22 protein-coding genes are annotated in these 21,057 nt (G+C 72.5%); 7 read left to right on the top strand and 15 right to left on the bottom strand.

Translation table 11 applies throughout. The features are described from left to right. Positions 1-120 precede the first annotated feature (120 nt). Both AB0M82_RS24540 and AB0M82_RS24545 read right to left on the bottom strand, forming a co-directional pair. The gene (locus tag AB0M82_RS24540; protein WP_364725984.1) at positions 121-1,668 is read right to left on the bottom strand and encodes a multicopper oxidase domain-containing protein; all 1,548 of its coding nucleotides are present in this window, start codon (positions 1,666-1,668) and stop codon (positions 121-123) included. Next, positions 1,661-2,056: a hypothetical protein gene (locus tag AB0M82_RS24545; protein WP_364725987.1), complete on the bottom strand. Its 396-nt coding sequence runs from the start codon at positions 2,054-2,056 to the stop codon at positions 1,661-1,663. Before AB0M82_RS24545 ends, AB0M82_RS24540 begins: the two co-directional genes overlap by 8 nt. A gap of 76 nt (positions 2,057-2,132) precedes the next feature. On the opposite strand from AB0M82_RS24545, the gene AB0M82_RS24550 reads away from it, so the two are divergent. Further along, the gene (locus AB0M82_RS24550) at positions 2,133-3,014 is read left to right on the top strand and encodes a LysR family transcriptional regulator (protein WP_364725990.1); all 882 of its coding nucleotides are present in this window, start codon (positions 2,133-2,135) and stop codon (positions 3,012-3,014) included. Positions 3,015-3,105: 91 nt separating this feature from the next. Here AB0M82_RS24550 and ligD read toward each other — a convergent pair whose 3' ends face one another. Then, complete coding sequence (gene ligD / locus AB0M82_RS24555) at positions 3,106-5,097, bottom strand: DNA ligase D (protein ID WP_364725992.1); 1,992 nt, start codon at positions 5,095-5,097, stop codon at positions 3,106-3,108. Positions 5,098-5,179: 82 nt separating this feature from the next. Then, on the bottom strand, positions 5,180-5,731 hold the full coding sequence (locus AB0M82_RS24560; RefSeq protein ID WP_364725995.1) for a helix-turn-helix domain-containing protein: 552 nt from the start codon (positions 5,729-5,731) through the stop codon (positions 5,180-5,182). A gap of 121 nt (positions 5,732-5,852) precedes the next feature. Between AB0M82_RS24560 and AB0M82_RS24565 the strand changes: the two genes are divergently transcribed. Continuing rightward, the gene (locus tag AB0M82_RS24565; protein WP_364725998.1) at positions 5,853-6,557 is read left to right on the top strand and encodes an alpha/beta hydrolase; all 705 of its coding nucleotides are present in this window, start codon (positions 5,853-5,855) and stop codon (positions 6,555-6,557) included. 21 nt (positions 6,558-6,578) lie between these two features. Here AB0M82_RS24565 and AB0M82_RS24570 read toward each other — a convergent pair whose 3' ends face one another. Then, entirely contained in the window at positions 6,579-7,478 is a 900-nt protein-coding gene (locus tag AB0M82_RS24570; protein ID WP_364726001.1) for an RNA polymerase sigma-70 factor, read from the bottom strand. A gap of 168 nt (positions 7,479-7,646) precedes the next feature. Between AB0M82_RS24570 and AB0M82_RS24575 the strand changes: the two genes are divergently transcribed. After that, positions 7,647-8,120 (top strand): carboxymuconolactone decarboxylase family protein, encoded by a 474-nt coding sequence (locus AB0M82_RS24575; RefSeq protein WP_364726003.1) that lies wholly within the window; start codon positions 7,647-7,649, stop codon positions 8,118-8,120. 1 nt (position 8,121) lies between these two features. On the opposite strand, the gene AB0M82_RS24580 is transcribed toward AB0M82_RS24575, so the two are convergent. Continuing rightward, complete coding sequence (locus AB0M82_RS24580) at positions 8,122-8,874, bottom strand: HAD family hydrolase (protein ID WP_364726006.1); 753 nt, start codon at positions 8,872-8,874, stop codon at positions 8,122-8,124. Between the two features lie 180 nt (positions 8,875-9,054). Between AB0M82_RS24580 and AB0M82_RS24585 the strand changes: the two genes are divergently transcribed. From AB0M82_RS24585 to AB0M82_RS24595, 3 genes are all read left to right on the top strand, one after another. Next, positions 9,055-9,213, top strand: a complete 159-nt coding sequence (locus AB0M82_RS24585; protein ID WP_364726008.1) for a hypothetical protein — start codon at positions 9,055-9,057, stop codon at positions 9,211-9,213. A gap of 88 nt (positions 9,214-9,301) precedes the next feature. Next, complete coding sequence (locus AB0M82_RS24590; protein ID WP_364726010.1) at positions 9,302-10,027, top strand: ATP-binding protein; 726 nt, start codon at positions 9,302-9,304, stop codon at positions 10,025-10,027. Positions 10,028-10,181: 154 nt separating this feature from the next. Then, entirely contained in the window at positions 10,182-10,634 is a 453-nt protein-coding gene (locus AB0M82_RS24595) for a hypothetical protein (protein WP_364726012.1), read from the top strand. Here the strand turns inward: AB0M82_RS24595 and AB0M82_RS24600 are convergent. The 8 genes from AB0M82_RS24600 to AB0M82_RS24635 form a co-directional block, all read right to left on the bottom strand. Continuing rightward, the gene (locus AB0M82_RS24600; protein ID WP_364726014.1) at positions 10,607-10,825 is read right to left on the bottom strand and encodes a DUF2188 domain-containing protein; all 219 of its coding nucleotides are present in this window, start codon (positions 10,823-10,825) and stop codon (positions 10,607-10,609) included. The two genes, AB0M82_RS24595 and AB0M82_RS24600, sit on opposite strands and share 28 nt — an antisense overlap. Positions 10,826-10,887: 62 nt before the next feature. Next, on the bottom strand, positions 10,888-11,754 hold the full coding sequence (gene couO / locus AB0M82_RS24605) for a 4-hydroxyphenyl-beta-ketoacyl-CoA hydrolase (RefSeq protein WP_364726016.1): 867 nt from the start codon (positions 11,752-11,754) through the stop codon (positions 10,888-10,890). Positions 11,755-11,767: 13 nt separating this feature from the next. Beyond that, positions 11,768-12,679 carry a 3-hydroxyacyl-CoA dehydrogenase NAD-binding domain-containing protein gene (locus tag AB0M82_RS24610; RefSeq protein WP_364726019.1) on the bottom strand — a complete coding sequence of 304 codons (912 nt, stop codon included), beginning with the start codon at positions 12,677-12,679 and terminating at the stop codon, positions 11,768-11,770. Then, positions 12,676-14,601, bottom strand: coding sequence for an acetoacetate--CoA ligase (locus tag AB0M82_RS24615; RefSeq protein ID WP_364726022.1), 1,926 nt, complete (start codon positions 14,599-14,601; stop codon positions 12,676-12,678). Before AB0M82_RS24615 ends, AB0M82_RS24610 begins: the two co-directional genes overlap by 4 nt. Continuing rightward, a complete protein-coding gene (locus tag AB0M82_RS24620; RefSeq protein ID WP_364726025.1) occupies positions 14,598-15,380 on the bottom strand; it encodes a crotonase/enoyl-CoA hydratase family protein in 783 nt (260 codons plus the stop codon). The genes AB0M82_RS24615 and AB0M82_RS24620 overlap by 4 nt, the downstream gene beginning before the upstream one ends. Beyond that, positions 15,377-16,927 (bottom strand): long-chain fatty acid--CoA ligase, encoded by a 1,551-nt coding sequence (locus tag AB0M82_RS24625; protein ID WP_364726028.1) that lies wholly within the window; start codon positions 16,925-16,927, stop codon positions 15,377-15,379. Before AB0M82_RS24625 ends, AB0M82_RS24620 begins: the two co-directional genes overlap by 4 nt. 11 nt (positions 16,928-16,938) lie before the next feature. Beyond that, the gene (locus AB0M82_RS24630; RefSeq protein WP_364726031.1) at positions 16,939-18,048 is read right to left on the bottom strand and encodes an NAD(P)-dependent alcohol dehydrogenase; all 1,110 of its coding nucleotides are present in this window, start codon (positions 18,046-18,048) and stop codon (positions 16,939-16,941) included. Positions 18,049-18,066: 18 nt separating this feature from the next. Then, on the bottom strand, positions 18,067-19,560 hold the full coding sequence (locus AB0M82_RS24635) for an aldehyde dehydrogenase family protein (RefSeq protein WP_364726034.1): 1,494 nt from the start codon (positions 19,558-19,560) through the stop codon (positions 18,067-18,069). A 357-nt stretch (positions 19,561-19,917) separates the two neighbouring features. Between AB0M82_RS24635 and AB0M82_RS24640 the strand changes: the two genes are divergently transcribed. Further along, positions 19,918-20,340 (top strand): STAS domain-containing protein, encoded by a 423-nt coding sequence (locus AB0M82_RS24640; protein WP_364726037.1) that lies wholly within the window; start codon positions 19,918-19,920, stop codon positions 20,338-20,340. Positions 20,341-20,403: 63 nt separating this feature from the next. Here AB0M82_RS24640 and AB0M82_RS24645 read toward each other — a convergent pair whose 3' ends face one another. Continuing rightward, a complete protein-coding gene (locus AB0M82_RS24645) occupies positions 20,404-20,736 on the bottom strand; it encodes a MerR family transcriptional regulator (protein ID WP_364726040.1) in 333 nt (110 codons plus the stop codon). Positions 20,737-21,057 lie beyond the last annotated feature (321 nt).

Here is a 21,057-nt window from a genome sequence, read left to right on the forward strand (position 1 = left end):
TTCTCGCCTCTTGTCCCCATGCCTTCTAATCCCTCCCAATCCACCCCCCAACCACGGCTGTGGGCGAGCACCTGAAACCGGTCCAATCGGGCCAATCGGGCAGAGTTGCGGGTTTCCGGGTCAGGTCACTTCGAGGTTGGCCATCATGCCCATGTCCTCGTGTTCGGCGTTGTGGCAGTGGAAGAGGAACCGGCCGCGGTAGCCGTCGAACCGGGTGATGATCTCCACCGCTTCCCCCGGCCGCAGCGAGACGGTGTCCTTGAGCCCCGCGTCGTGCGGCCGCGGCGGCCGGCCGCCGCGGGACAGCACCCGGAAGCCGGCCAGGTGCAGGTGGACCGGGTGGTGGACGTCCGCGACCAGCCGCCACACCTCGACGTCGCCGAGCCGGACGGTGACGTCGGCACGGGCCGGGTCGAACGGCAGCCCGCCGACGAGCCAGCCGTGCCCGCCGCCCGGCAGCCGCCCGGCGCGGAAGGAGAACTCGCGCACGCGCACGGGGTGGTCCCACGACGGCAGGTCCGTCGACAGGACCGGCGGGATCCGGCTGTCGTCGCGGGCGGTGCGGGCGATCCGGAACGCCATCACCTCGCCGGTGCGCCCGGAGCCGAGCCGGTTGACGAGCCGGACGCGGCTGCCGACCGGGAGACCCGTGAAGTCGACGACCAGGTCGTAGCGTTCCGCCGGCGCGATGGGCAGGGACCCGTGGGAGACCGGCGCCGCGAGAAGGCCTTGGTCGGCGCCGATCTGGACGAGGTCGAGCCGGCGGCCGTCGTCGGTGACCGCTTCGAGTTCGTAGTGCCGCGCGTTCGACGCGTTCAGGACGCGCAGCCGGTACCGCGCCGCGTCGGCCTCGTGCACCGGCCACGGGGCGCCGTTGACCAGGATGACGTCGCCGAGGACGCCGCCCAGGAAGCTGTCCCGCACGCCCGGCCGTTCGCGCAGCGTGCCGTCCAGCGACGGGTAGTCGAGACCGCCGTCGGCGGTGAAGGCCCGGTCGGCGATCATCAGCGGCAGCTCCCGCGGCCCGGACGGCAGGCCGAGCGCGTCCTCGGCGTCGTCCCGCACGACGTGCAGCCCGGCCAGGCCGCGCCAGATCGCCGGGGCCGTGAAGTCCATCCGGTGGTCGTGGTACCAGAGCAACGCGGACCGCTGGTCCAGCGGGAACGTGTAGTCGCGGGTCAGGTGCGTCCGCACGGCCCGCGGGTCGGGCATGGCGTGGTGGTCCGCCGCCCAGTCTCCCGGCAGCACCAGGTCGGTCGGGTAGCCGTCGGAGTCCGCCGGGGTGCGCCCGCCGTGCAGGTGCACCACGGTCGGCACGGGCAGCTCGTTGCGGTGGGTCACGGTGATCGGCCGACCGCGGCGCGACTCGATCGTCGGCCCCGGGAACGTGCCCCCGTAGGTCCACATCGGCGTCCGGATCCCGGGCAGGATCTCCACTTCCGCCACGCGCTGGGTGATTTCGTAGCGGCCGGGTGCCACCGGCTTCAGCACGGCGGGCAGCGGGAGCGGCACCTGGAACGCGGGCGGCAGCGGCACGGCGCTGCGCAGTTCGGCGCCGGTGACGGCCGGGCGCCGGGACAGCGCGGCCGCGGTGGACAGCCCGGTGGCGGCCAGCAGGCCCAAGGCGCCGCCGAGGCCCAGCACCTGGCGCCGGGAGAGATCACGCATCGCCGGCCTCCCGCGGTCGCAGCGGCTGCCGCCACACGGCGACGACCAGCACGACGAGAGCGGCGATGGTCAGCACGCCCAGCGGGAGGTGCAGCCACAGCGCGCCGTCCAGCCCGGCGAAGTACTGCGCCGTCTCGGCCGCCACCAGCGGTACCGTGGCGAGGAACGGCCAGGCCAGCCGCAGCCGGGCCCAGACCACGATCGCGACGATCAGCTGCAGGTAGGCGACGGAGGAGACGACGTCCGCGCCGGCCGCGTGCAGCCGCAGGCCGTCGTAGTCGCCGCTGAGGTACACCCCGGCGAACACCGGCTGCCCGGCGATCGCCGCGACGTGCGCGCTGGTCACGGCCCGCAGCACCCAGCCAACGGGGTTCGTTCTCGGTTTCACGCCTCGACGCTATGACTTCCGAGTTATCCTGTCTAAGATCAATATCGCTATGCGGTTATGTCCTGGGAGGCATGACGTGGACCTGAGCACGCTGAGGCAGTTCCTCGTGGTGGCGCGGCTGGAACACCTCAGCCGCGCGGCCGAGGAACTGCGCGTCGCCCAGCCTTCACTGAGCCGGACGATCGCCCGGCTGGAGAGCGAACTCGGCACGCCGCTGTTCGACCGCGCGGGCCGGCTCCGGCTGAACGACGCCGGGAAGCTCTTCCGTGGCTACGTCGAACGCTCCCTCGGCGAGCTCGACGCGGGACGGCGCGCGGTCGCCGAGGCCGTGAGCGAAGGCTTCGGCACCGTGCGGCTGGCGTCGGAAACGTTCCTCACGCTCATCGGCCCGCTCGCGGCGTTCAAGCGGGCCCACCCGGCCGTCGAGGTCGAGCTGCACCAGCTGCCCGCCGACGGGATGGCGCGGGCCCTGCTGGCCCAGGAGGTCGACCTCTGCGTTGCCGCGCAACCGATCCCGGTCGAAGGCCTGACCGGCGTCGAGCTGCTGGACGAACCGGTGTGGGTGGCCACGCCTCTCGGCCACCCCCTGGCGGGCCGCGCCTCGGTCCGCGTCGAGGACCTCGTCGGCCAGCCGTTCATCACCGCCCGCCGAGGACACTGGCACCGCCGTCTCCTCGACCGGTTGTTCGCGGCCCGCGACCTGACCCCGAAGATCGTCTTCGAAGGTGACGAGCCCGGCGCCATCCAGGAACTGATCAGCGCGGGACTCGGCATCGGCCTCAACCCCGCGATGGCCCGGCGGGTCGCCGCCCGGACGCCGGTGGCCTGGATCCCGGTGGACGATCCCGACTGCCGCCGCACGATCACGTTGTTCTGGAACACCGGCAGCCACCTCCCGGCCGCGGCGCGGCTGATGCGCACCGCGATCACCGAGTGGGACTGGGACCTTCCGTCGTGATCCCGGCGAGGAAGTGGCGCCGCGCGAAGAAGAACACGATCAGCGGCGGCACGGCGGGAAGCGGTCCGAACCACCGCGGCCGGCGCGCGGCCTAACCGGCCGGGAGCGGCGCGCGGCTGTCGTCCAGGCCGGCCAGGAGGTCGCCGTGGTCCTCGACGCGGTCGAGGACCTCCTCGGCGGTGAACGTCAGGTGGTGGACGTGTCTGCAGGCGCGGACCTCGTCCCAGGTGACCGGGGTCGACACCGTCGGGTGGTCGCGGCCGCGCAACGAATACGGCGCGACCGTGGTCTTCGCCGGGTTGTTCTGGCTCCAGTCGATGAACACCCGCCCGGTGCGCCGGTCCTTGGCCATCACCGCCGTCACCGACTCCGGTGTCTCTCGCGCGAGCCGCTGGGCCAGCCGCTTGGCGTAGGCGGACGGGGCCGCCGGGTCTTCGGTGCGGATGCCGCAGCAGAGCTGCATGCCCTTCGAACCCGAGGTTTTCGCGTACGGGGTGAGGCCGTCGGCGACGAGGACGTCGTGGAGGCGTTCGGCGACGCGGCAGCAGTCGACGATCGTCGTGCCGGGTCCGGGGTCGAGGTCGAACACCAGCCGGTCCGGTGGCCGCCGCGCGCCGCCCGGCTCCACCGTCCACTGGGGAACGTGGAGTTCGAGCGCGGCCAGGTTCGCCGCCCACACCAGGTCCGGGAGCTCGCCGAGAAGCGGGTAGTCGATGGTTTCGCCGCTGCCGCGCGAGCCGGTGCTCGGCAGCCGGACGGTGCGCAGCCAGGAGGGCGCGCCGTTCGGGACGTTCTTCTCGAACCACTTCTCGCCGCTGACGCCGTTCGGGTAGCGGACGAATGTGACCGGCCGGCCGGCGAGGTGCGGCAGCAGGACCGGGGCGACGCGGGAGTAGTAGTTGATCACCTCGCCCTTGGTGAACCCGTCCGCCGGGTACAACACTTTGTCCAAATTGGACAAAGTGAGCCGCCGGTTCCCCGCCTGGACGGTGATTCGCTGCCCCGCCGGTTCGGGTGGGGGCGGGGCGGCGGGCGGCCGGGGGGCCGCGCGCGGAGCGAGGACTTCCCCGGGTTCCTTGTCGGCCCGCAGTCCGCGCCACGCGGTGTGGCGGACGCGGCCGGCGCGGGTGAACTGCCGGTAGACGATCTCGCCCACCAGCAGCGGTTCGACCCAGCGGGCGCGGACGGTGTCCTCCCGCGGCGGCGTCTCGGCGAACGGATGGGTGCGGCGTTCGAGCCGCGTCAGCCGGTCCCGCAGGTCGGCGCGCGTGGCCTGGCTGAAGCCCGTGCCGACGTCGCCGATGTAGACGAGGTCGCCGGTGCCGGGGTCGTGCGCGCCGAGCAGCAGGCCGCCGAGGGTGCCGGTGAAGCTGTGCTGACCGGGGCGCCAGCCGCAGACGATCACCTCCTGCGTCCGGATCAGCGGGTGCTTGAGCCAGTAGTCCGGCCGCTGCCCGGGCGCGTAGCCGGAGCTGCGCAGTTTCGCGACGACGCCCTCGTAGCCGGCGGACGCGGCGTCGGCGAGGAAGTCGGCCGGGGTGCGCCGATCGGCGGCGAGCTCGTCGAAGGTGACCGCGCGCACCACCGAGACGCGGTAGGGGTCCGGCATCGGCAGGCCGGTCAGCAGGCGGCGGCGTTCGTCGTACGGCGTGGTGAGCAGCGGGCGATCACCGAGCTGGAGCAGGTCGAAAGCCAGGAACCGCACGGGGATGTCGTCGAATGGTTCGGCGCGGCGCAGCGAGCTCTGGTGCCGGACGTAGCGGCCACGGCGCTCCTGCATGAGTTCGAAGTCGATCCGGCCGTCCTCGCCGTAGACGACGACCTCGCCGTCGAGGTAGGCGGCCCGGCCGTCCAGGGCCGGTGCGAGCACGCCGGCGAGGTCGGCGAATTCGGCGGTGAAGTCGATGTTGTTGCGGCTGGTGAGCATGGTGGTGCCGGTCGGGCCGATCCGCATGGCCGCGCGGTAACCGTCCAGCTTGTATTCGTAGGCCCACTCCGGGCCGCTGCGCAGCCGGCCGCCGTCGGCCTTGGCGAGCATCGGCTCCAGCCACGCCGGGACGCGCGACGCGTCGCTTGCCGCCATGCCGCACCTCCGTCACCTTACGTGCTCAACGTAACCCGTTCGGCGTAGTTGCGCTGGGTTTACGCAGGTGAAGCTGGTCCGCTCAGGCGGGGAAGAAGTCCTCGACGGCCCGGCGGAGGGTCGCGCGCACCGTCTCGGCGTCGTCGAGTTCGCCGCCGTGCAGCGCGCCGTCGCGCAGCAGGACGAGCACGCGCGCCGCGTGGTCGGGGTCGGGGTGGCCGAGCGCGGCGGCCTGCTCGCGGAGCACCCCGAAGAACCAGTCGCGGTGGTCGTCGATGACCTGGCGCACCCGGTGGCCGGGGTCGGGGTACTCCGCGGCGGCGTTGAGGAACTGGCAGCCGCGGAAGTCTTCGCCGCGGGTCGCGTCGCCGACGACGCCCAGGGTGTCGGCCAGCGCCGCGCGCGGGGGCTTGCCCGCCCGCGCCGCGTCGACGGCGGCGCGGATCTGCCGGCTCGTGGCGGTGAGGTAGGCCGCGACGAGGTCGTCCTTCGTGGGGTAGTGCCGGTAGAAGGTCGCGCGGGTCACGGCCGCTTCGGAGACCAGCCGCTCGACCCCGACCGCGTGGATGCCCTCGGCGTAGAAGAGCCGGGACGCGGTCGCGAGCAGCCTCTCCTTCGGGTGCTCAGGCTTCATCCACCCACCATAGAGAAAGACCGATCGTTCTGCCAGATCGGCTTCGTCACATTGTCACGGCGGTGCCGGAGGGTCATAGTTGCAGGCAGAAAGACCGATCGTTCTCCCTAAGGAGCCAGCCATGAGCAAGCCCACCATCGTCCTGGTCCACGGCGCGTTCGCCGACTCCTCGAGCTGGACCGGCGTCGTCTCGAAGCTGCGAGAGGACGGCTATCCGGTCGTCGCGGTGGCGAATCCCCTGCGCGGTGTCGAGTCCGACGCGGCGTACGTCGCTTCGGTCGTCAACGGCGTGTCCGGTCCCGTGGTCCTGGCCGGGCACTCCTACGGCGGCGCGCTGATCAGCCGCGCGGCCACCGAGACGCCGAACGTCCGCGCGCTGGTCTACGTCGCCGCGTTCCAGCCCGACGCGGGGGAGAGCGTGTTCGAGCTGTCCGGCCGCTACCCCGGCGCCAAGCTCGGCCCGGAGACCACGAACGTCCTCGTCCACGACGGCGAGCCCGAGCTGTCGATCAAGGCCGCGGACTTCGCCGAGGTCTTCGCCGCCGACGTGCCCGCGGACACCGCCGCGGTCATGGCGGTCACCCAGCGGCCGGTCGCGCAGCAGGCACTGGCCGCGCCGTTCGAGGGAACGCCGGCGTGGACCAAGCTGCCCTCGTGGACGCTGATCGCCACGCAGGACAACGCGATTCCCGCCGCGGCTCAGGAGTTCATGGCCGAACGCGCGTCTTCGACCGTCCAGCGGGTCGAGGCGTCCCACGCGGTCGCCGTGTCCCGGCCGGACGTCGTGGCGGAGGTCATCATCGCCGCGGCCACCGCCACCGAGTGACGACGGGGGAGCGCGGGTGGCTCAGCGGCGCAGCGGGGTCGCCCGCGCCAACCGCGACAGCTTCTCCGGATTGCGCACCGCGTACAGCCCGGTGATCAGGCCGTCGTCGACGCGGACCGCGACGACGGTGTCGATTTCGGTGCCGGTTTCGGTGTCACGGTGGAGGATCAGCGCCGGGTAGCCGTTGACCTGGGCCGGCCGCAGCGATCCGGCGGCGGCGAGGTTGCCCAGGCCGGCGGTCAGCAGGCGGGCGACGTCGCGGGCCCCGACGACCGGGGCGAGCACGGCCCGCACGACGCCGCCGCCGTCGCCGAGGAACACGACGTCCGGCGCGAGGATGTCGAGCAGCTCCCGCAGGTCTCCCGTGGCGACGGCGCGCCGGAACGCTTCGAGGGCGTCCCGCGTGGTCGCCGGGGAGACCGTTCCGCGCGGCCGGCGCGCGGCGACGTGGGACCGGGCCCGGTGGGCGATCTGGCGGACCGTGGCCGGGGTCTTGCCGACGGCTTCGGCGATCTCGTCGTAGGCCAGGTCGAACACCTCCCGCAGGACGAAGACCGCCCGCTCGGCCGGCGTGAGCGTCTCGAGCACCAGCAGCATCGCCATCGACACGCTGTCGGCCAGCTCGACGTCGTCGGCGACGTCGGGCGCGGTCAGCAGCGGCTCGGGCAGCCACGGGCCGACGTAGGACTCCTTGCGGCGGCCGAGGGTCCGCAGCCGCATCAGTGCCTGGCGGGTGGTGATCCGGACCAGGTACGCGCGCCGGTCCCGCACGTCGGCGAGGTCCACGCCGACCCACCGCAACCACGTCTCCTGCAGGACGTCTTCGGCGTCGGCGGCCGAGCCGAGCATCTGGTAGGCGACGGTGAACAGCAGGTCGCGGTGGGCGACGAACGCCTCGGTGGCGGGGTCCGGGCCGGCCATGGGGGGCTCCTGTTCGTTCCGGGCGGGTTTCCCACCAGATGCCGGGCACCGCGCCCGCGTGACACCGGCGGCCGGTGACGGTCGTCACGTGCCGGGGGTGTCACGGGTGCCGGGCCGCCCGGCATCTCATGGTCGTCCGCAACGCCAGACCCCAGTGAGGATCAGACCATGGAACCCCGTTTCAGCTTGACCGGCAACGAAATCGGCGCCAAGTTCGCCAAGCGGTTCGGCACCGCGAGCCTGGCGATCATCCAGTCACCGCTCGAGAAGATCACGCAGGAGCTGGTGTCGCTGCGCGTCAGCCAGATCAACGGCTGCGGCTGGTGCGTCGACATCCACACCAAAGAGCTCGCGGCCGCCGGGGAATCCGCCGTGCGGATCAACCTGGTAGCGGCGTGGCGCGAGGCGACGGTGTTCACCGAAGCCGAGCAGGCGGCGCTGGCGCTGGCCGAGGAGGGCACCCGGATCGCCGATGCCGCCCCGGGCGTCTCCGACGACACCTGGGCCCGGGTGCGCAAGCACTACGACGACGACCGGACCGCCGCGCTGATCGCCCTGGTCGCGCAGATGAACTCGGCCAACCGGCTCGCGGTGATCGTCCACCAGAAGGGCGGCGCGTACGAGCCGGGGATGTTCGGCTGAATCAGCCGAACAGGCCGGCCAGCACGCTGTCGTCGAGACCGGCCAGCAGGGCCGCGGCGTCGTCGTAGACCGCGACCGCGCCCGCGTCGGTCAGCTCCGCCGCGCCGATCCCGCCGGAGAGCACCGAAACCGTGCGGACGCCGGCCTTGGTGGCGGCGTGGACGTCCCAGACCGCGTCGCCGACGAAGATCGTGTCCTCCGGGGCCGTCCCGGCCCGGTCGAGCGCCGCGAACACCGGTTCGGGGTCGGGCTTGGTCGCTTCGACGTCGTCGCCGGAGACGATGCCCGCGACCACGTCGTCGACGTCGAGGACCCGGCGCAGCGCGCCCAGCTCGTCGGGCCCGGCCGACGTCGCCAGCACCACGCGCACCCCGCGCTCCGCCAGGACGCGGACGAGTTCGGGGGCCCGGTCGAACGGCCGCAGCAGCTCGGCCGACTCCAGGTAGAAGCGGCTGTGCAGCTCCTTCGCCTTTTCCCCGACGCGGTCGGCGTCTTCCTCGCCCAGCAGGGTGCTCAGCAGCTTGCCGGATCCCTTCCCGATCGCCCGGTGCACGCGCCAGGAGTCGACGTTCCGGTCCAGCGCGTGGAACGCCCGGCGCCAGGCGTGGACGTGGAGGTAGTTGGAGTCGACGAGCGTGCCGTCGACGTCGAACAGGACCGCGGTGGCGATGGTGGTCTCCTCGAGTCGGTTTCTCCCGGCTCGGCACGGGTATTGCCGGGATGATCGGGATACCCCGGCCGGGAGGATGTACACATGGCCGGGCTCGTCGCCGCGGGCTGGCCGCGGGGGAGGCCGCCCGGACGCGGCAGGAAGCGACTTCGCCGAGCCCCTGGGGGCCCGCGGGGACCGCTTGCCCGGCGGCGCGGACGGCAAACGCGTTTCGGCCGCCGATCCGCCGGGTATGCCCCGGGTTTCGCCCGATCGGAGGAAGCCGTGAGCACTCCCGAACTCGACCCCGTGACCGCCGAGAGCATGGAAGACGACGCCGACGTCGGCGCCGAGCACACCGAGCCGACGTTCCGTGACCAGGAGTCCCGGCCCGCCGGGGACGACGAAGAGAACACCGACAGCGGAGGCCTGCCACCCGCGTGACGTGACCGGTGAACCGGGAATCCGCCGTTTGACGGGTTCGGGACCGGATATCCGAACCGGGTGATCGACCCCGGAGGAGGTGGTCCCGGTGCTTGCCCGGCACAGTTCCGTGTGGCTGGTTTCGCGGCGCGGCGCGCCGGCGAGAGCGTCGGTCGTCGGCGTGCTCGACCGGACGACCTACCCGCAGCTGCGTGACCGGCTGCTCGAGTTCGCGGCGGATTCCGAGGACGGCGTGGTGGTCGACATCGAACGGCTCGAGCTTCGCGACCGCGCGCTGGCCAGGGTGTTCACCCTCGTCGCCCGGCGGGTCGGCGACTGGCCGGCGATCCCCTTCGCCCTCGTGACCGGCCGGCCCGAACAACGGGCGGCGCTGGTGGACCGGCGCGTGCCCGTCTACCCCGACCACGACACGGCGGAAGCCGCGCTGCCCCGGCCGGCACGCCGTCGGGTGAGCCGGCTGCTGGCCCGGTCGCCGCTCGCCTCGGCCAGTGCCCGGGGGTTCGTACGGGGCGTCTGCGGCGAGTGGATGGTGCCCGAGCTGGCCGAGGACGCCGAGCTGATCGCGACCGAACTCGTCGAAAACGCGCTCCGGCACACCGATTCGGTGCCCCGGCTGCGGCTCGAGCTGCGCCGCCGGATGCTGACCGTCGAGGTGGCCGACGAAAGCGCGCGCCCCGCCGTCTTGCGGGAGGGGCTCGATCCGGTCGCGGCGGGACTCGGCCTGCGCCTGGTCACCAAGGTCGCGAAGCTGTGGGGGAGCAGCCGGTCCGGGTCCGGCGGCAAGACCGTGTGGGCGGTGCTGGCCCGCCGGTGAACCCGGCGTGGCGACGTGTTTCCGGTGCGGGGGAAGGGAAGTACGGCACGGGACGCCGCATACCGGGTCTTCGTCTACTGTGGACGAGCGTCTTCGCGGGGGTTGTCGGCGCCGGGGCCGGGTACGCGGTGCCGAGCCCGCCGGAGGAGGCGCCATGGCCCACCCGCTGCCGTTCCGAGCCCAGTTCGAGCTGCTGACCTACGACGACCACCTCGCGCACCCGGTGCTCTTCCTGCACCCCGGCGACCCGTTCGACCACCTCGGGCTGTTCCGGCTGCTGGCTTCGGCCGGGCTGGCGCTGCCGGCCCCGTGGGAGTGGCGCGGTGGCCTCTGGCCGCTCAGCGTCACGTGCGAGCTGGAGCTTTCGGGTGATCCGGCGACGGCGGTGATCCTCGCCAACGGCCGTCCCGTGCCCGCCGGCCGGCCACCGTCCGCGTGGACCTCCGCCGTGGCCGCGCGGAACCGCGCGCTGCTGGTCCTCCTGCCGCCGGCCGAGGACCGCGGCGACGTCGAGGAGTTCGCCGTGCCGGCCAGGCAGCCACGGCTCCGGGCCTGCCTGGCCGGGAGCGTCGCGGCGGTTCAGCGCGGGGGACGGCGGGCCCGGTAGTCGCGTTCGGTCTCGACGTCGCCGTCCGGGGTGTGGACCACGTGGCCGACGTGTCGCTTCTTCGCGATCTGCCGGCCGGCCAGCACGGCGTCGACGCGGCGGGGAGACGTGTTGGATGCCCGGCTGCCACCCTCGACCCGGTTCTTCCACAGCCCGTCTTCGTAGTACGTGTGCACGTCACCCTCCGCCACGTCGCCGCCTCCGATCGTGAGACCTCGAAGCTGCGGATGCCCGGGGACCAAGCGGACAAACCTCAGCCCAGGCCGAGGACCTTGACGGCGTTGTCCTTCAGGATCAGCGGCCGCACCTCGTCTTTGAGGTCGAGTTCCGCGAAGTCGGCGAGCCAGCGGTCCGGGGTGATCACCGGGAAGTCCGAGCCGAACAGGACCTTGCGCTTCAGCAGCGTGTTCGCCGCGCGGACCAGCTGCGGCGGGAAGTACTTCGGCGACCAGCCGGACAGGTCGATGTACACGTTCGCCTTGTGCGTCGCGACGGAGATCGCCTCGTCCTGCCACGGCACCGACGGGTGCGCCAGGATCACCGTGAGGTGCGGGAAGTCGGCGGCGACGTCGTCGAGCAGCATCGGGTTCGAGTAGCGCAGCTTGATGCCGTGCCCGCCCGGCAGGCCGGCGCCGATCCCGGTCTGCCCGGTGTGGAACAGGGCGGGCACGCCGAGTTCCTGGATCGCTTCGTAGAGCGGGTAATACCGGACGTCGTTGGGCTCGAACGCCTGCAGGCTCGGGTGGAACTTGAACCCGCGCACCCCGTGCTCGGTCACCAGCCGGCGGGCGCGGCTCACGGCGGCCTTGCCGGCGTGCGGGTCGACCGAGCCGAACGGGATCAGCACGTCCGGGTGCTCGGCCGCGGCGTCGGCGATCTCCTCGCTCGACAGGGCGGGGTGCCCGGTCGCGGCGGGCGCCTCGACCGTGAAGACGACGGCGGCCATCTTCCTGGCCCGGTAGTGCTCCGCGATCGTCGTCACCGTCGGAGTGCGGTCCTGCCCGGCGCGGAAGTACTTCGCGGACGCGTCCAGGAGTTCCTGGTCGAGGGCGAAACAGCCGTGGCCGTCCTGTTCGACGTGGGTGTGGACGTCGATGGCGGTCAGCGAGGAAAGATCCACGGGAGCTCCTGGGTCAGGGCAGGTCGGGCTGCGCGGCCTTGGCGGCCAGCAGGCGGTCGAGGACGGCGTCGCGGGCGGCGACGAGGCGGTCGTGGTCGGTGCCGGCCAGCTCGGCGTCGACCCCGGCGACGAGCGTTTCGGCCAGCTCCGGGGTGAGGTGGACGCGGCCCAGGTCGCGCCACCACGCTTCGGTGGGCGGGCCGAGGTGACGCAGGACGTGCGCCAGTCCGCCCGCGCCGCCGGAGAGGTGCTGGTTGGCGAACGGGCCGAGCACGGCCCACCGGAGCCCAGGCCCGTACGCGATCGCCGTGTCGATGTCAGCGACCGTCGCGACACCGCGTTCGACCAGCGAATACGCCTCCTGCCACAGCGCGGCCTGGAGCCGGTTCGCGACGTGCCCGGGCAGCTCCTGCGACAACCGGATCGGCCGCTTCCCGACCGAGGTGTAGAACTCCACGGCCCGGTCGACGACCTCGGGCGCGGTGTCGCGGCCGGGCACGACCTCGACGAGGGGGATCAGGTGCGGCGGGTTGAACGGGTGCCCGATGACGACCCGCTCGGGATGGCGCGGGCAGCCACGGGCGATGACGCTGGGCAGCAGCCCGGACGAGCTGCTCGCCAGGATGACGTCCGGCCGCGCGGCCTCGTCGAGGACGGCGAACAGCGCGTGCTTGACGTCCTCGCGCTCAGGACCGTTCTCCTGCACGAAATCCGCCGCCGCGGCCGCTTCGCCGGCGTCGGCGACGAACCGCAGCCGGTCGATCGCCGCGTCGTCCGGCGGCAGGATGGCGGTGACGTCGTCGCGGAGCTTCTCCTCGGCGTCGGAGGCCGGATCGGTCGCGACGACGTCGAGGCCATGGGCGAGGAAGTGGGCGGCCCAGCTCGCGCCGATCACGCCGGTGCCGACGACCGCGACGGTGCTCATGCGAGCGTCCCGAAGTGGTCCAGGGCGGTGGGATCGGCCAGCACGTCCCGGCCGACGACGTCGTCGGCCCGGGCGCCGAGCAGGAGTTTCTTCACGGGCAGCTCCAGTTTCTTCCCGGTGCGGTTGCGCGGGATCACCGGGACGGCGGTGATCGTGTCCGGCACGTGCCGCGGCGACAGCGCGCTCTTCAACGCCGTCGCGATCTTCTCGCGTAGCGGTGCGTCCAAGACGCCGTCCCGGAGAACGACGAACAGCCGGAGGTCGCCGTTGCCGCCCGCGGGGTCTTCGAGGTGCACGACGAGGGAGTCGTCGATTTCCGGCAGCTCTTCGACGACGGCGTAGAACTCGGCTGTGCCCAGCCGGACGCCGCCGCGGTTGAGGGTGGCGTCCGAGCGCCCGGCGATGACGCAACCGCCTTCGGGGGTGAACCGGATCCAGTCGCCGTGCCGCCAGACGCCGGGATACGTGGAGAAGTACGTTTCGCGGTACCGCGAGCCCGTGTCGTCGCCCCAGAAGCCGACGGGCATGGACGGCATCGGGGCGGTGATGACGAGCTCGCCCAGCTCGCCGACGACTTCGGCGCCGTGCTCGTCGAACGCCTTGGCGTCGACGCCGAGGCAGGGCCCGGAGATCTCGCCGGCCCGCACCGGCTGCAGCGGGCTGCCCTGGACGATCCCGCTGCACACGTCGGTGCCGCCGCTGCCGACGTTGAGCAGGAGACCCGGGCCGAAGACGTCCCGCACCCAGTGGAAACCCTCGGCGGGCAGCGGGCTGCCGGCCGCGCCGATCTGCCGGAGCGCGGACAGGTCGAACTCGGCGGCCGGGTCGAGCCCGGCCTTCCGGCACGCCATCAGGAAGCCGGGGCTCGCGCCCATCAGCGTCGCGCGGGTCTCGTGCGCGAGCCGCCACTGCCAGGCCAGGTCCGGGTGCAGCGGATTGCCGTCGACGAGCACGATCGACGCGCCGGTGAGCAACCCCGACACCAGCGCGTTCCACATCATCCAGGCGGTGGTGGAGAACCACAGCAGCCGGTCGCCGGGACGCAGGTCCCAGCTGAGGCCGTGGTTCTTGAGGTGCTCCAGCAGCAGCCCGCCGTGGCCGTGCACGATCGCCTTCGGCTTTCCCGTGGTGCCGGAGGAGAACAGCACGCACAGCGGGTGCGCGAAGCCGACCGGTTCGAACCCTGGCGCGCTCTCGGCGAGCAGGTCGCTCCAGGGGAGGGTGTCCGGCAGGTCGTGGTCGCCGTAGGGCACGTGGACGACGTGCTCGACGGTCGGCAGCCCGGCGCGGATCTCGGCGACTTCGGCGCGGCGGTCGATGTCCTTGGCGCCGTAGCGGTAGCCGGAAACGGTCAGCAGCACGCGCGGTTCGATCTGGCCGAACCGGTCGACCACCGACCGGGCGCCGAACTCGGGGGCGCAGGAGGCCCAGATCGCGCCGAGGCTCGCCACGGCGAGGTAGGCGACCACGGCTTCGGGAATGTTCGGCAGGTACGCCACGACGCGATCGCCGCGCCGGACGCCGAGCCGTGTCAGGCCGGCGCGGGCCCGGGCCACCTGGTCGCGCAGCGCGGCCCAGGTCAGCTCGGTGCGCGCCCGCGTCTGGGAATACGCGATGACGGCGACCTCGTCCGAGGGGCCGCCGAGCGCGTGCTCGGCGTAGTTGAGGGTCGCGCCGGGGAACCACTCGGTGCCGGGCATCCGCGGGTCGGGCACGACCGCGTCGGCGGGGGAGTGGAACCGGACGCCGAAGAATTCCTTGACCGACGACCAGAAGCCGTCGAGGTCGGTCACCGACCAGCGGTGCAGCGCGGCGTAGTTGTCGAACGAATGGCCGCGGTTCGTGGCCAGCCAGTCCAGGTAGCGGCCGATCTCGGTGGTTTCCCGGACGTCGGGGGCGACCGGGCGCAGCACCGGCGTCATCGGCCGACCTTCCCGGCGCGCTTGTCGAGGAACGCCTGCATCCGCTCCTTCGCCTCGGCGCTGCCGCCGGCCACCGCGGCCATCAGCGACTCCAGCAGGTAGCCCTCGGCCGGGTTGGCTTCGGCGATGCGGGGGAGGGCCTGCAGGACGGCGAAATTGGTGACGGCGGAGTTCGCCGCCATCTTGCGGGCCAGGTCCAGCGCGTGGCCGAGGCCCTCGCCGGCCTCGACGCGGTACTGCGACAGCCCGGCGGTGTGGCCTTCGTCGGCGTCGAGGACGCGGCCGGTGAGCATCATGTCGGCCATCCGGTGCGCGCCGATCAGCCGGGGCAGCCGCACCGACCCGCCGCCGCCGACGAACAGGCCGCGCTGGCCCTCCGGCAGCGCGTAGAACGCCGAAGGCTCGGCGACGCGGATGTGCGTGGCGGCGGCCAGTTCCAGGCCACCGCCGATGACCGCGCCCTTGAGCACGGCGACGATCGGGACCCGCCCGCGTTCGAGCCGCTCGAAGGCGCGGTGCCACATCATCGAGTGCTCCAGGCCTTCGAACGCGTCGCGCCCGGTGAGCTCGGAGAGGTCCAGCCCGGCGGAGAAGTGCTCGCCTTCGGCGTCGAGCACGACGGCCTTGACTCCGTGCGGTGGGGCGCCGAAGAACGCTTCGAGGCCGAGGACGGTGGCGTCGTCGAGCGCGTTGCGCTTCTCCGGCCGCGAAAGCCGAAGCACGGCGACGTCGTCCTGCAGCTCCAGGCGCAGCGAAGGGGGCAGAAGAGCCGTGGTCATGCGGGTCCGTTCGTGAAGGTGTCGGCGGCGAGCGCGCGGAGTTCGACGCGGCGGATCTTGCCGGTGGCGTTGCGGGGCAAGGCGTCGGTGAACTGGACGTGCTTCGGAACCTTGTAGCGGGCGAGGTGCTGTCCGAGGTGCGCGCGGAACGCGGCTTCGTCGAGCCGGGCGCCGGGCCGGCGGACGACGAAGGCGGCGCCGGCCTCACCCCAGCGCTCGTCGGGCACGCCCACCACGGCGCACGCGTCGACCTCGTCGAGCCCGACGGCGACCGCTTCGATTTCGGCGGGGTAGACGTTCTCGCCGCCCGAGATGATCATGTCCTTGACCCGGTCGACGATGTGGGCCCAGCCGTCGTCGTCGACGCGCACGACGTCGCCGGTGCGGAACCACTCCCCGTCGACGAAGCTCGCCCGGGACTCCTCGGGCCGGTTCCAGTAGCCGCCGAAGACGTGCGGGCCGCGCACCAGCAGCTCGGCGGGGACGTCGCCGAGCGGTTCCGGCGCGTCGCCCGGACCCAGCGCGGCCACGTCGGTGAAGAAGTGCGGCACGCCGGCCGCGACGGGGTGGTCGAGCGTGCCCTCGTGGGTGCCCATCGACACGCCCGGGGAGGCCTCGGTCATGCCGTAGCCCTGCAGCAGCCGGACACCGCGGTCGAGCCACGCGCGGGCGACGCGCTCGGCCACCGGCGACCCGCCGTAGACCACGCAGGTCAGCGAGGAGAGGTCGGTGCGGTCCCAGGATTCGTGGCGCCACAGCATTTCGAGCATCGTGGGGACGGCGGAGAAGCTCGTGATCCCGGCCTCGCCGATCCGGGCGAGGATGGTGCCCGGATCGACCCTGGCCACCGGTTCCACGCTGCCGCCCTTGAACAGCGTCGGCAGCGTGATCTGGCCCAGCCCGACGCAGTGGAACAGCGGGGCGATGCACAACGCCTTGTCGGAGCTCAGGACGTCGAGGTGGGCGAGCTGGTTGACGGTGTTCCAGGTGAGATTCGCGTGGGTGAGTACCGCCGCCTTCGGCCGGCCGGTGGTGCCGGAGGTGTAGAGCAGCAGGCAGGGGTCTTCGAGCCGGACCTCGGTGGCCGGCAGGGCCCCGGAGGTGGCCAGCTCCGCCTCGAAGTCCAGCCCGCCGGCCGGACAGGACGCCGGGTCCGTCGCCACGACGTGCCGCAGGGTGTCCGGCAACGGATCCTTCAGCAGCTCGTCGGTGTCCGGGCTGTGCACGAGGACCGACGCGCCGCTGTCGTCGAGCATGTACCGGATCTCCACGGGGGAAAGCCGGTAGTTGAGCGGCACGAAGATCGCGCCGCACCGGGCGGTGGCGAAGAGCGTCTCGAACACGGTGATGTCGTTGACACCGAGGTAGGCCACGCGGTCACCGGCGCGGACGCCGAGCCGGGTCAGCGCGCCGGCGAGGCGCTCGACCCGGTCGGCCAGCCCGGCGTAGGTCAGGGTCCGGTCCTGCTGCACCAAGGCGGTGCGGTCCGGCGAGATCCGCGCGCGCCGCGCCGGCCAGCTGCCCAGGCCGAAATCGGAAAGGTTCACTGCTGCCTCCTTCACAAGCGGAGCACAGGTTTGATCGTCTTGCCACTCACCATGTCGTCGACCGCCTGCCCAATCTGCCCGAACTCGTAGTGGGTGACCAGCCTTTCCAGCGGGAACCGGCCGGTGGTGACCAGCTCGGCCAGGGTCGGCACCAGCGCCTGGGTTTCCGCGTCGCCCATGGTGAGGCCGACGACGTGCCGGCCGGGGAGCAGGAAGTTGACGTCGACGGGCACCTCGGTGCCGAAGGCCGGCGCGCCGACGACGACCGCGGTGCCGCGCGCGGCGAGCGTCCCGATCGCCGTCCGCAGGACACCGGCGTTGCCGGTGGTTTCGACGACGCCGTCGACCCCGCGGCCGTCGGTGAGCTTCCCGACCGCCTCGGCGAGGTCCTCGCCGGTCGTGTCGATGGTGTCGGTGGCGCCGAGTTCCCTGGCGAGCTCGAGCCGGCCGGGGACGCGGTCGACGGCGATGATCCGGGCCGCCGGGGTCAGGCGGGCGGCCATCACCGCCGACAGGCCGACCGCGCCGGCGCCGGTGACCAGCAGCGTGGCGCCCGGGCGCGGGGCCAGGACGTTCCACACCGCGCCGGCGCCGGTCATGATGCCGCAGCCGAGCGGCGCCAGGAGGTCGAGCGGCGCGTCCGCGGCGACCTTGACGACGCTGCGTTCGTCGACGACGGCGTGCCCGGCGAAGCTCGACTGGCCGAAGAAGTGGCCGCCGAGCGGGCTGCCGTCACGGGAGATCGGGGAGGTGCCGTCCGGGCGCCGCCCGCCGATCAGGTTGGCCGGCAGCCAGGTCTCGCAGTACGCGGGGTGGCCGTCGCGGCAGTTCGCGCAGCGGCCGCAGGAGGTGTAGCTGAGCAGGACCTGGTCGCCGGTGACCACCCGGGTGACCGCGGTGCCGACCTCCTCGACGACTCCGGCGCCTTCGTGGCCCAGCACCCCGGGCAGCGGGAACGGCAGGGCGCCGGCGGCGACGCCGAGATCGGTATGGCACACGCCGGCGGCGACGATCCGCACGCGGATCTCGTCGGGGCGCAGCTCGTCGAGTGACACTTCGCCGATGCTGAACCCGGCGCCGGGGGATTCCACTACGGCCGCGGTGGTTCTCGTGGTGGGCATGGGTTTCTCCTGGAAGTCTCAGGCGAGGGAGATGACGACGGACTTGGTCCGGGTGTAGGCGTCGAGGGCTTCGGGGCCGTACTCGCGGCCGAAACCGGAGTCCTTGACGCCGCCGAAGGGGATCGCGGGGTCGAGCATCGCCCAGTCGTTGACCCAGACGATGCCGGCGTCCAGCCGCGCGGCGACGCGGTGCGCGCGGGCGAGGTTCGTGGTCTGCAGCCCGGCGGCCAGGCCGTAGGGCGTGCCGTTGGCGAGGGCGACGGCTTCGTCTTCGGTGGCGAAGCGCTGAACGGTCAGCACGGGCCCGAAGATCTCCTCCTGCACGACGCGCGAAGTGTGCGGCAGGTCCGCGATCACCGTCGGCTGGAAGAAGAACCCGCCCGCGGCGTCGCCGTCGAGCGCCGGGCGCCCGCCGCCGGCGACGATCCGGCCGCCGTCGGCACGGGCCTGCTCGACGTACTGCTCGACCTTCACCCGGTGCCGCTCGCCCGCCATCGGGCCGACCACCGTGGCGGGGTCGAACGGGTCGCCGACCGGCACGTGCGGCACGGCTTCGGCGAGCGCGCCCAGCACCGAGTCGTACAGCGCGTCGGCGACGAGCAGCCGGGGCCCGCCCATGCAGAACTGGCCGGTGTTGAAGACGAACGCCTTGATCGCCGCGCCGACCGCCTGCTCGACGTCGGCGTCTTCGAACACGATGTGCGCGGCGTTGCCGCCGAGCTCGAGGGTGACCGGCTTGAGCCGCTCCCCGGCGAGGCTCGCCGCGTGCCTGCCGACCGCGGTGGAGCCGGTGAACGCGATCTTGTCGACCCCGGGGTGGGTCAGCAGGTGGTCCCCGATCTCCGAGCCGAACCCGGTGACGACGTTGACCACGCCGTCGGGCACGCCGGCCTCGGCGAGGATCCCGGCCATCAGCAGCGCGCTGAGGGAGGTGTCCTCGGCCGGCTTGTGCACCACGGTGTTCCCGGCGGCCAGCGCGGGCGCGATCTTCGAGGTGGACAGGATCAGCGGGAAGTTGAACGGCGTGATCGCCGCGACCACCCCGAGCGGCTCGCGACGGGTGTAGGCGTGCGAAGGGATCGGGATCGTCCGTGCCGCCCCGTCCACGCTCTGCGCCATGGCCGAGTAGTACTCGTACTGCTCGGCGACGGTCTCGACGTCGACGGCCCGGCACAGCGAGACCGGCTTGCCGACGTCGGCACTCTCGACGGCGACGATCTCGTCCGCGCGGGTCCGCACCAGGTCCGCGACCCGGTGCAGGATCCGCGCCCGCTCCCGGCCCGGCGTCGCGGCCCACCCGGGGGCGGCTTCGCGGGCGGCGGCCACCGCGGCGTCCACATCGGCGGCCGACCCGCGGGCGACCGACGTGAGGGTCTTCCCGGTGCCCGGGTCGACGGCGCCGAAGCGGTCCCCGGCAACGGGCTCCCGCCACCGGCCACCGATGAACAGCTGTCCCGGCTCGACGTCCGGCCGCTGTAGCCGGGTGCCCGGCCGCTCCTCGACTGCGGTCATCGGTTCGACTCCTCACTGAGCGAAGCTGATGTCAGGGTTACTGATATAAGGGACCCTGAGAATGCGGCCGGTTCGCCTCCCTGTCAAGGGGGCGCGGCGAAGATCTCGCGGCAGCGCGCGGAGCACCGAAAACGCGGCGACGGTCACCCGATCGGCGGGTTTGAGATGCGCGGAGGCAGGTCGCGTGCGGGCGCGCCGGGTTCGCCCGTTGGCGGGGTTGCGCCGTTCGGATCAAGGGTTACGCTGCAAGGTGCGGTACAGCCAGCACAGGCGTTTCCCCTCCGACTTGCCGGCGTTCGAGCGGGCCGGGTGAGACCCGTTCGTCGTCACGTCATCCGCTAACGAAGGCGTGTGGAAATGTTAGTCGTCCAGCCCCCAGCGACGGCGATCCCGGTAGCGCCGTCGGCACGCGTACGACTCACCGCCGAAATCCAGGTGGTCCGCCCGTACTTCGGCGCGGTCATGGTCCGGATCCGCGGCGCCCTCGACGAGGACAGCGCACCCCGGCTTCGCTCCGAGCTGAGCACCTGGGCGCACCGCCGGTTCCCGGTCCTCGTGCTCGACCTGTCCGAGGTCGACTTCCTCGACGCGGCCGGGCTTGCCGTGCTCGGCGGGATCCAGGCCCGGTCCGTCCGGGAGAACGCCACCCTGCGGATCGTCACCGGGGACAACCGGGTGGTGCGCCGGGCCCTCGCGGCCAGCGGGCTCGACCACGCGCTGAACGTCAGCCGGCTGCCCTCCGGCTGGGAGCGGGCGACGGAAATCCCCAGCCAGGGCTGACACCTTCGAGCGGATCGGCACGCGGCGTCTCGGCCGCGTGCCGAATCGTTCGGGTGCGCGGGGTCAGTCGCCGGCGCGGAGTTCGATGTTGCGGCGCTGCGCTTCGTGCAGCTGGTCTTCGAGCGTGACGATGCGGCAGGCGGCGTCGACGGCGGTGCCCTCGTCGACCAGTTCCCGCACGCGGGCGGCCAGGCGCAGCTGGTGCCGCGAGTAGCGGCGGTGCCCGCCGGCGGACCGTTGCGGGGTGATCAGGCCGGCCTCGTCGAGGCTGCGCAGGAAGCCCTGGGTCGTGCCCAGCATGTCCGCGGCCCGGCCCATGGTGTAGCCGGGGTAGTTCTCGTCATCGAACTTGCCGGCCCCGCCGTGCGTGGCCGGTCCTTCTTGGTCAGGAATCATTCCACCTCCGCATCACAAAGGACCCCGGGTGCCACTGCGGCACCCGGGGTCCTCAAGGGTTGGGTTTCACCATTGTCAACCGGCGAAGAAGCCGGCGTACTGCACCCGCTTCCGGCCAGGGGCCGGACAATGCGGGGATCGCTCATTCGTAACCGAGAACCACCTCCGAACTCGATGGGACTGCGGTACCCGCGCGGCGCTACCAGGCCGCTGCGGGCGATCCAATGATGTTCCCGTTCCCTTCTTTCCGGTGTTTTCCACTTACTGGGCACTGCTACTTCACTTGCTGGTACTGCACTTGCCGTTGCTGCACTTGCTGCG

Origin of the sequence: Amycolatopsis sp. NPDC051128, from assembly GCF_040682715.1 — a bacterium.
Taxonomy (GTDB): Bacteria; Actinomycetota; Actinomycetes; order Mycobacteriales; family Pseudonocardiaceae; genus Amycolatopsis.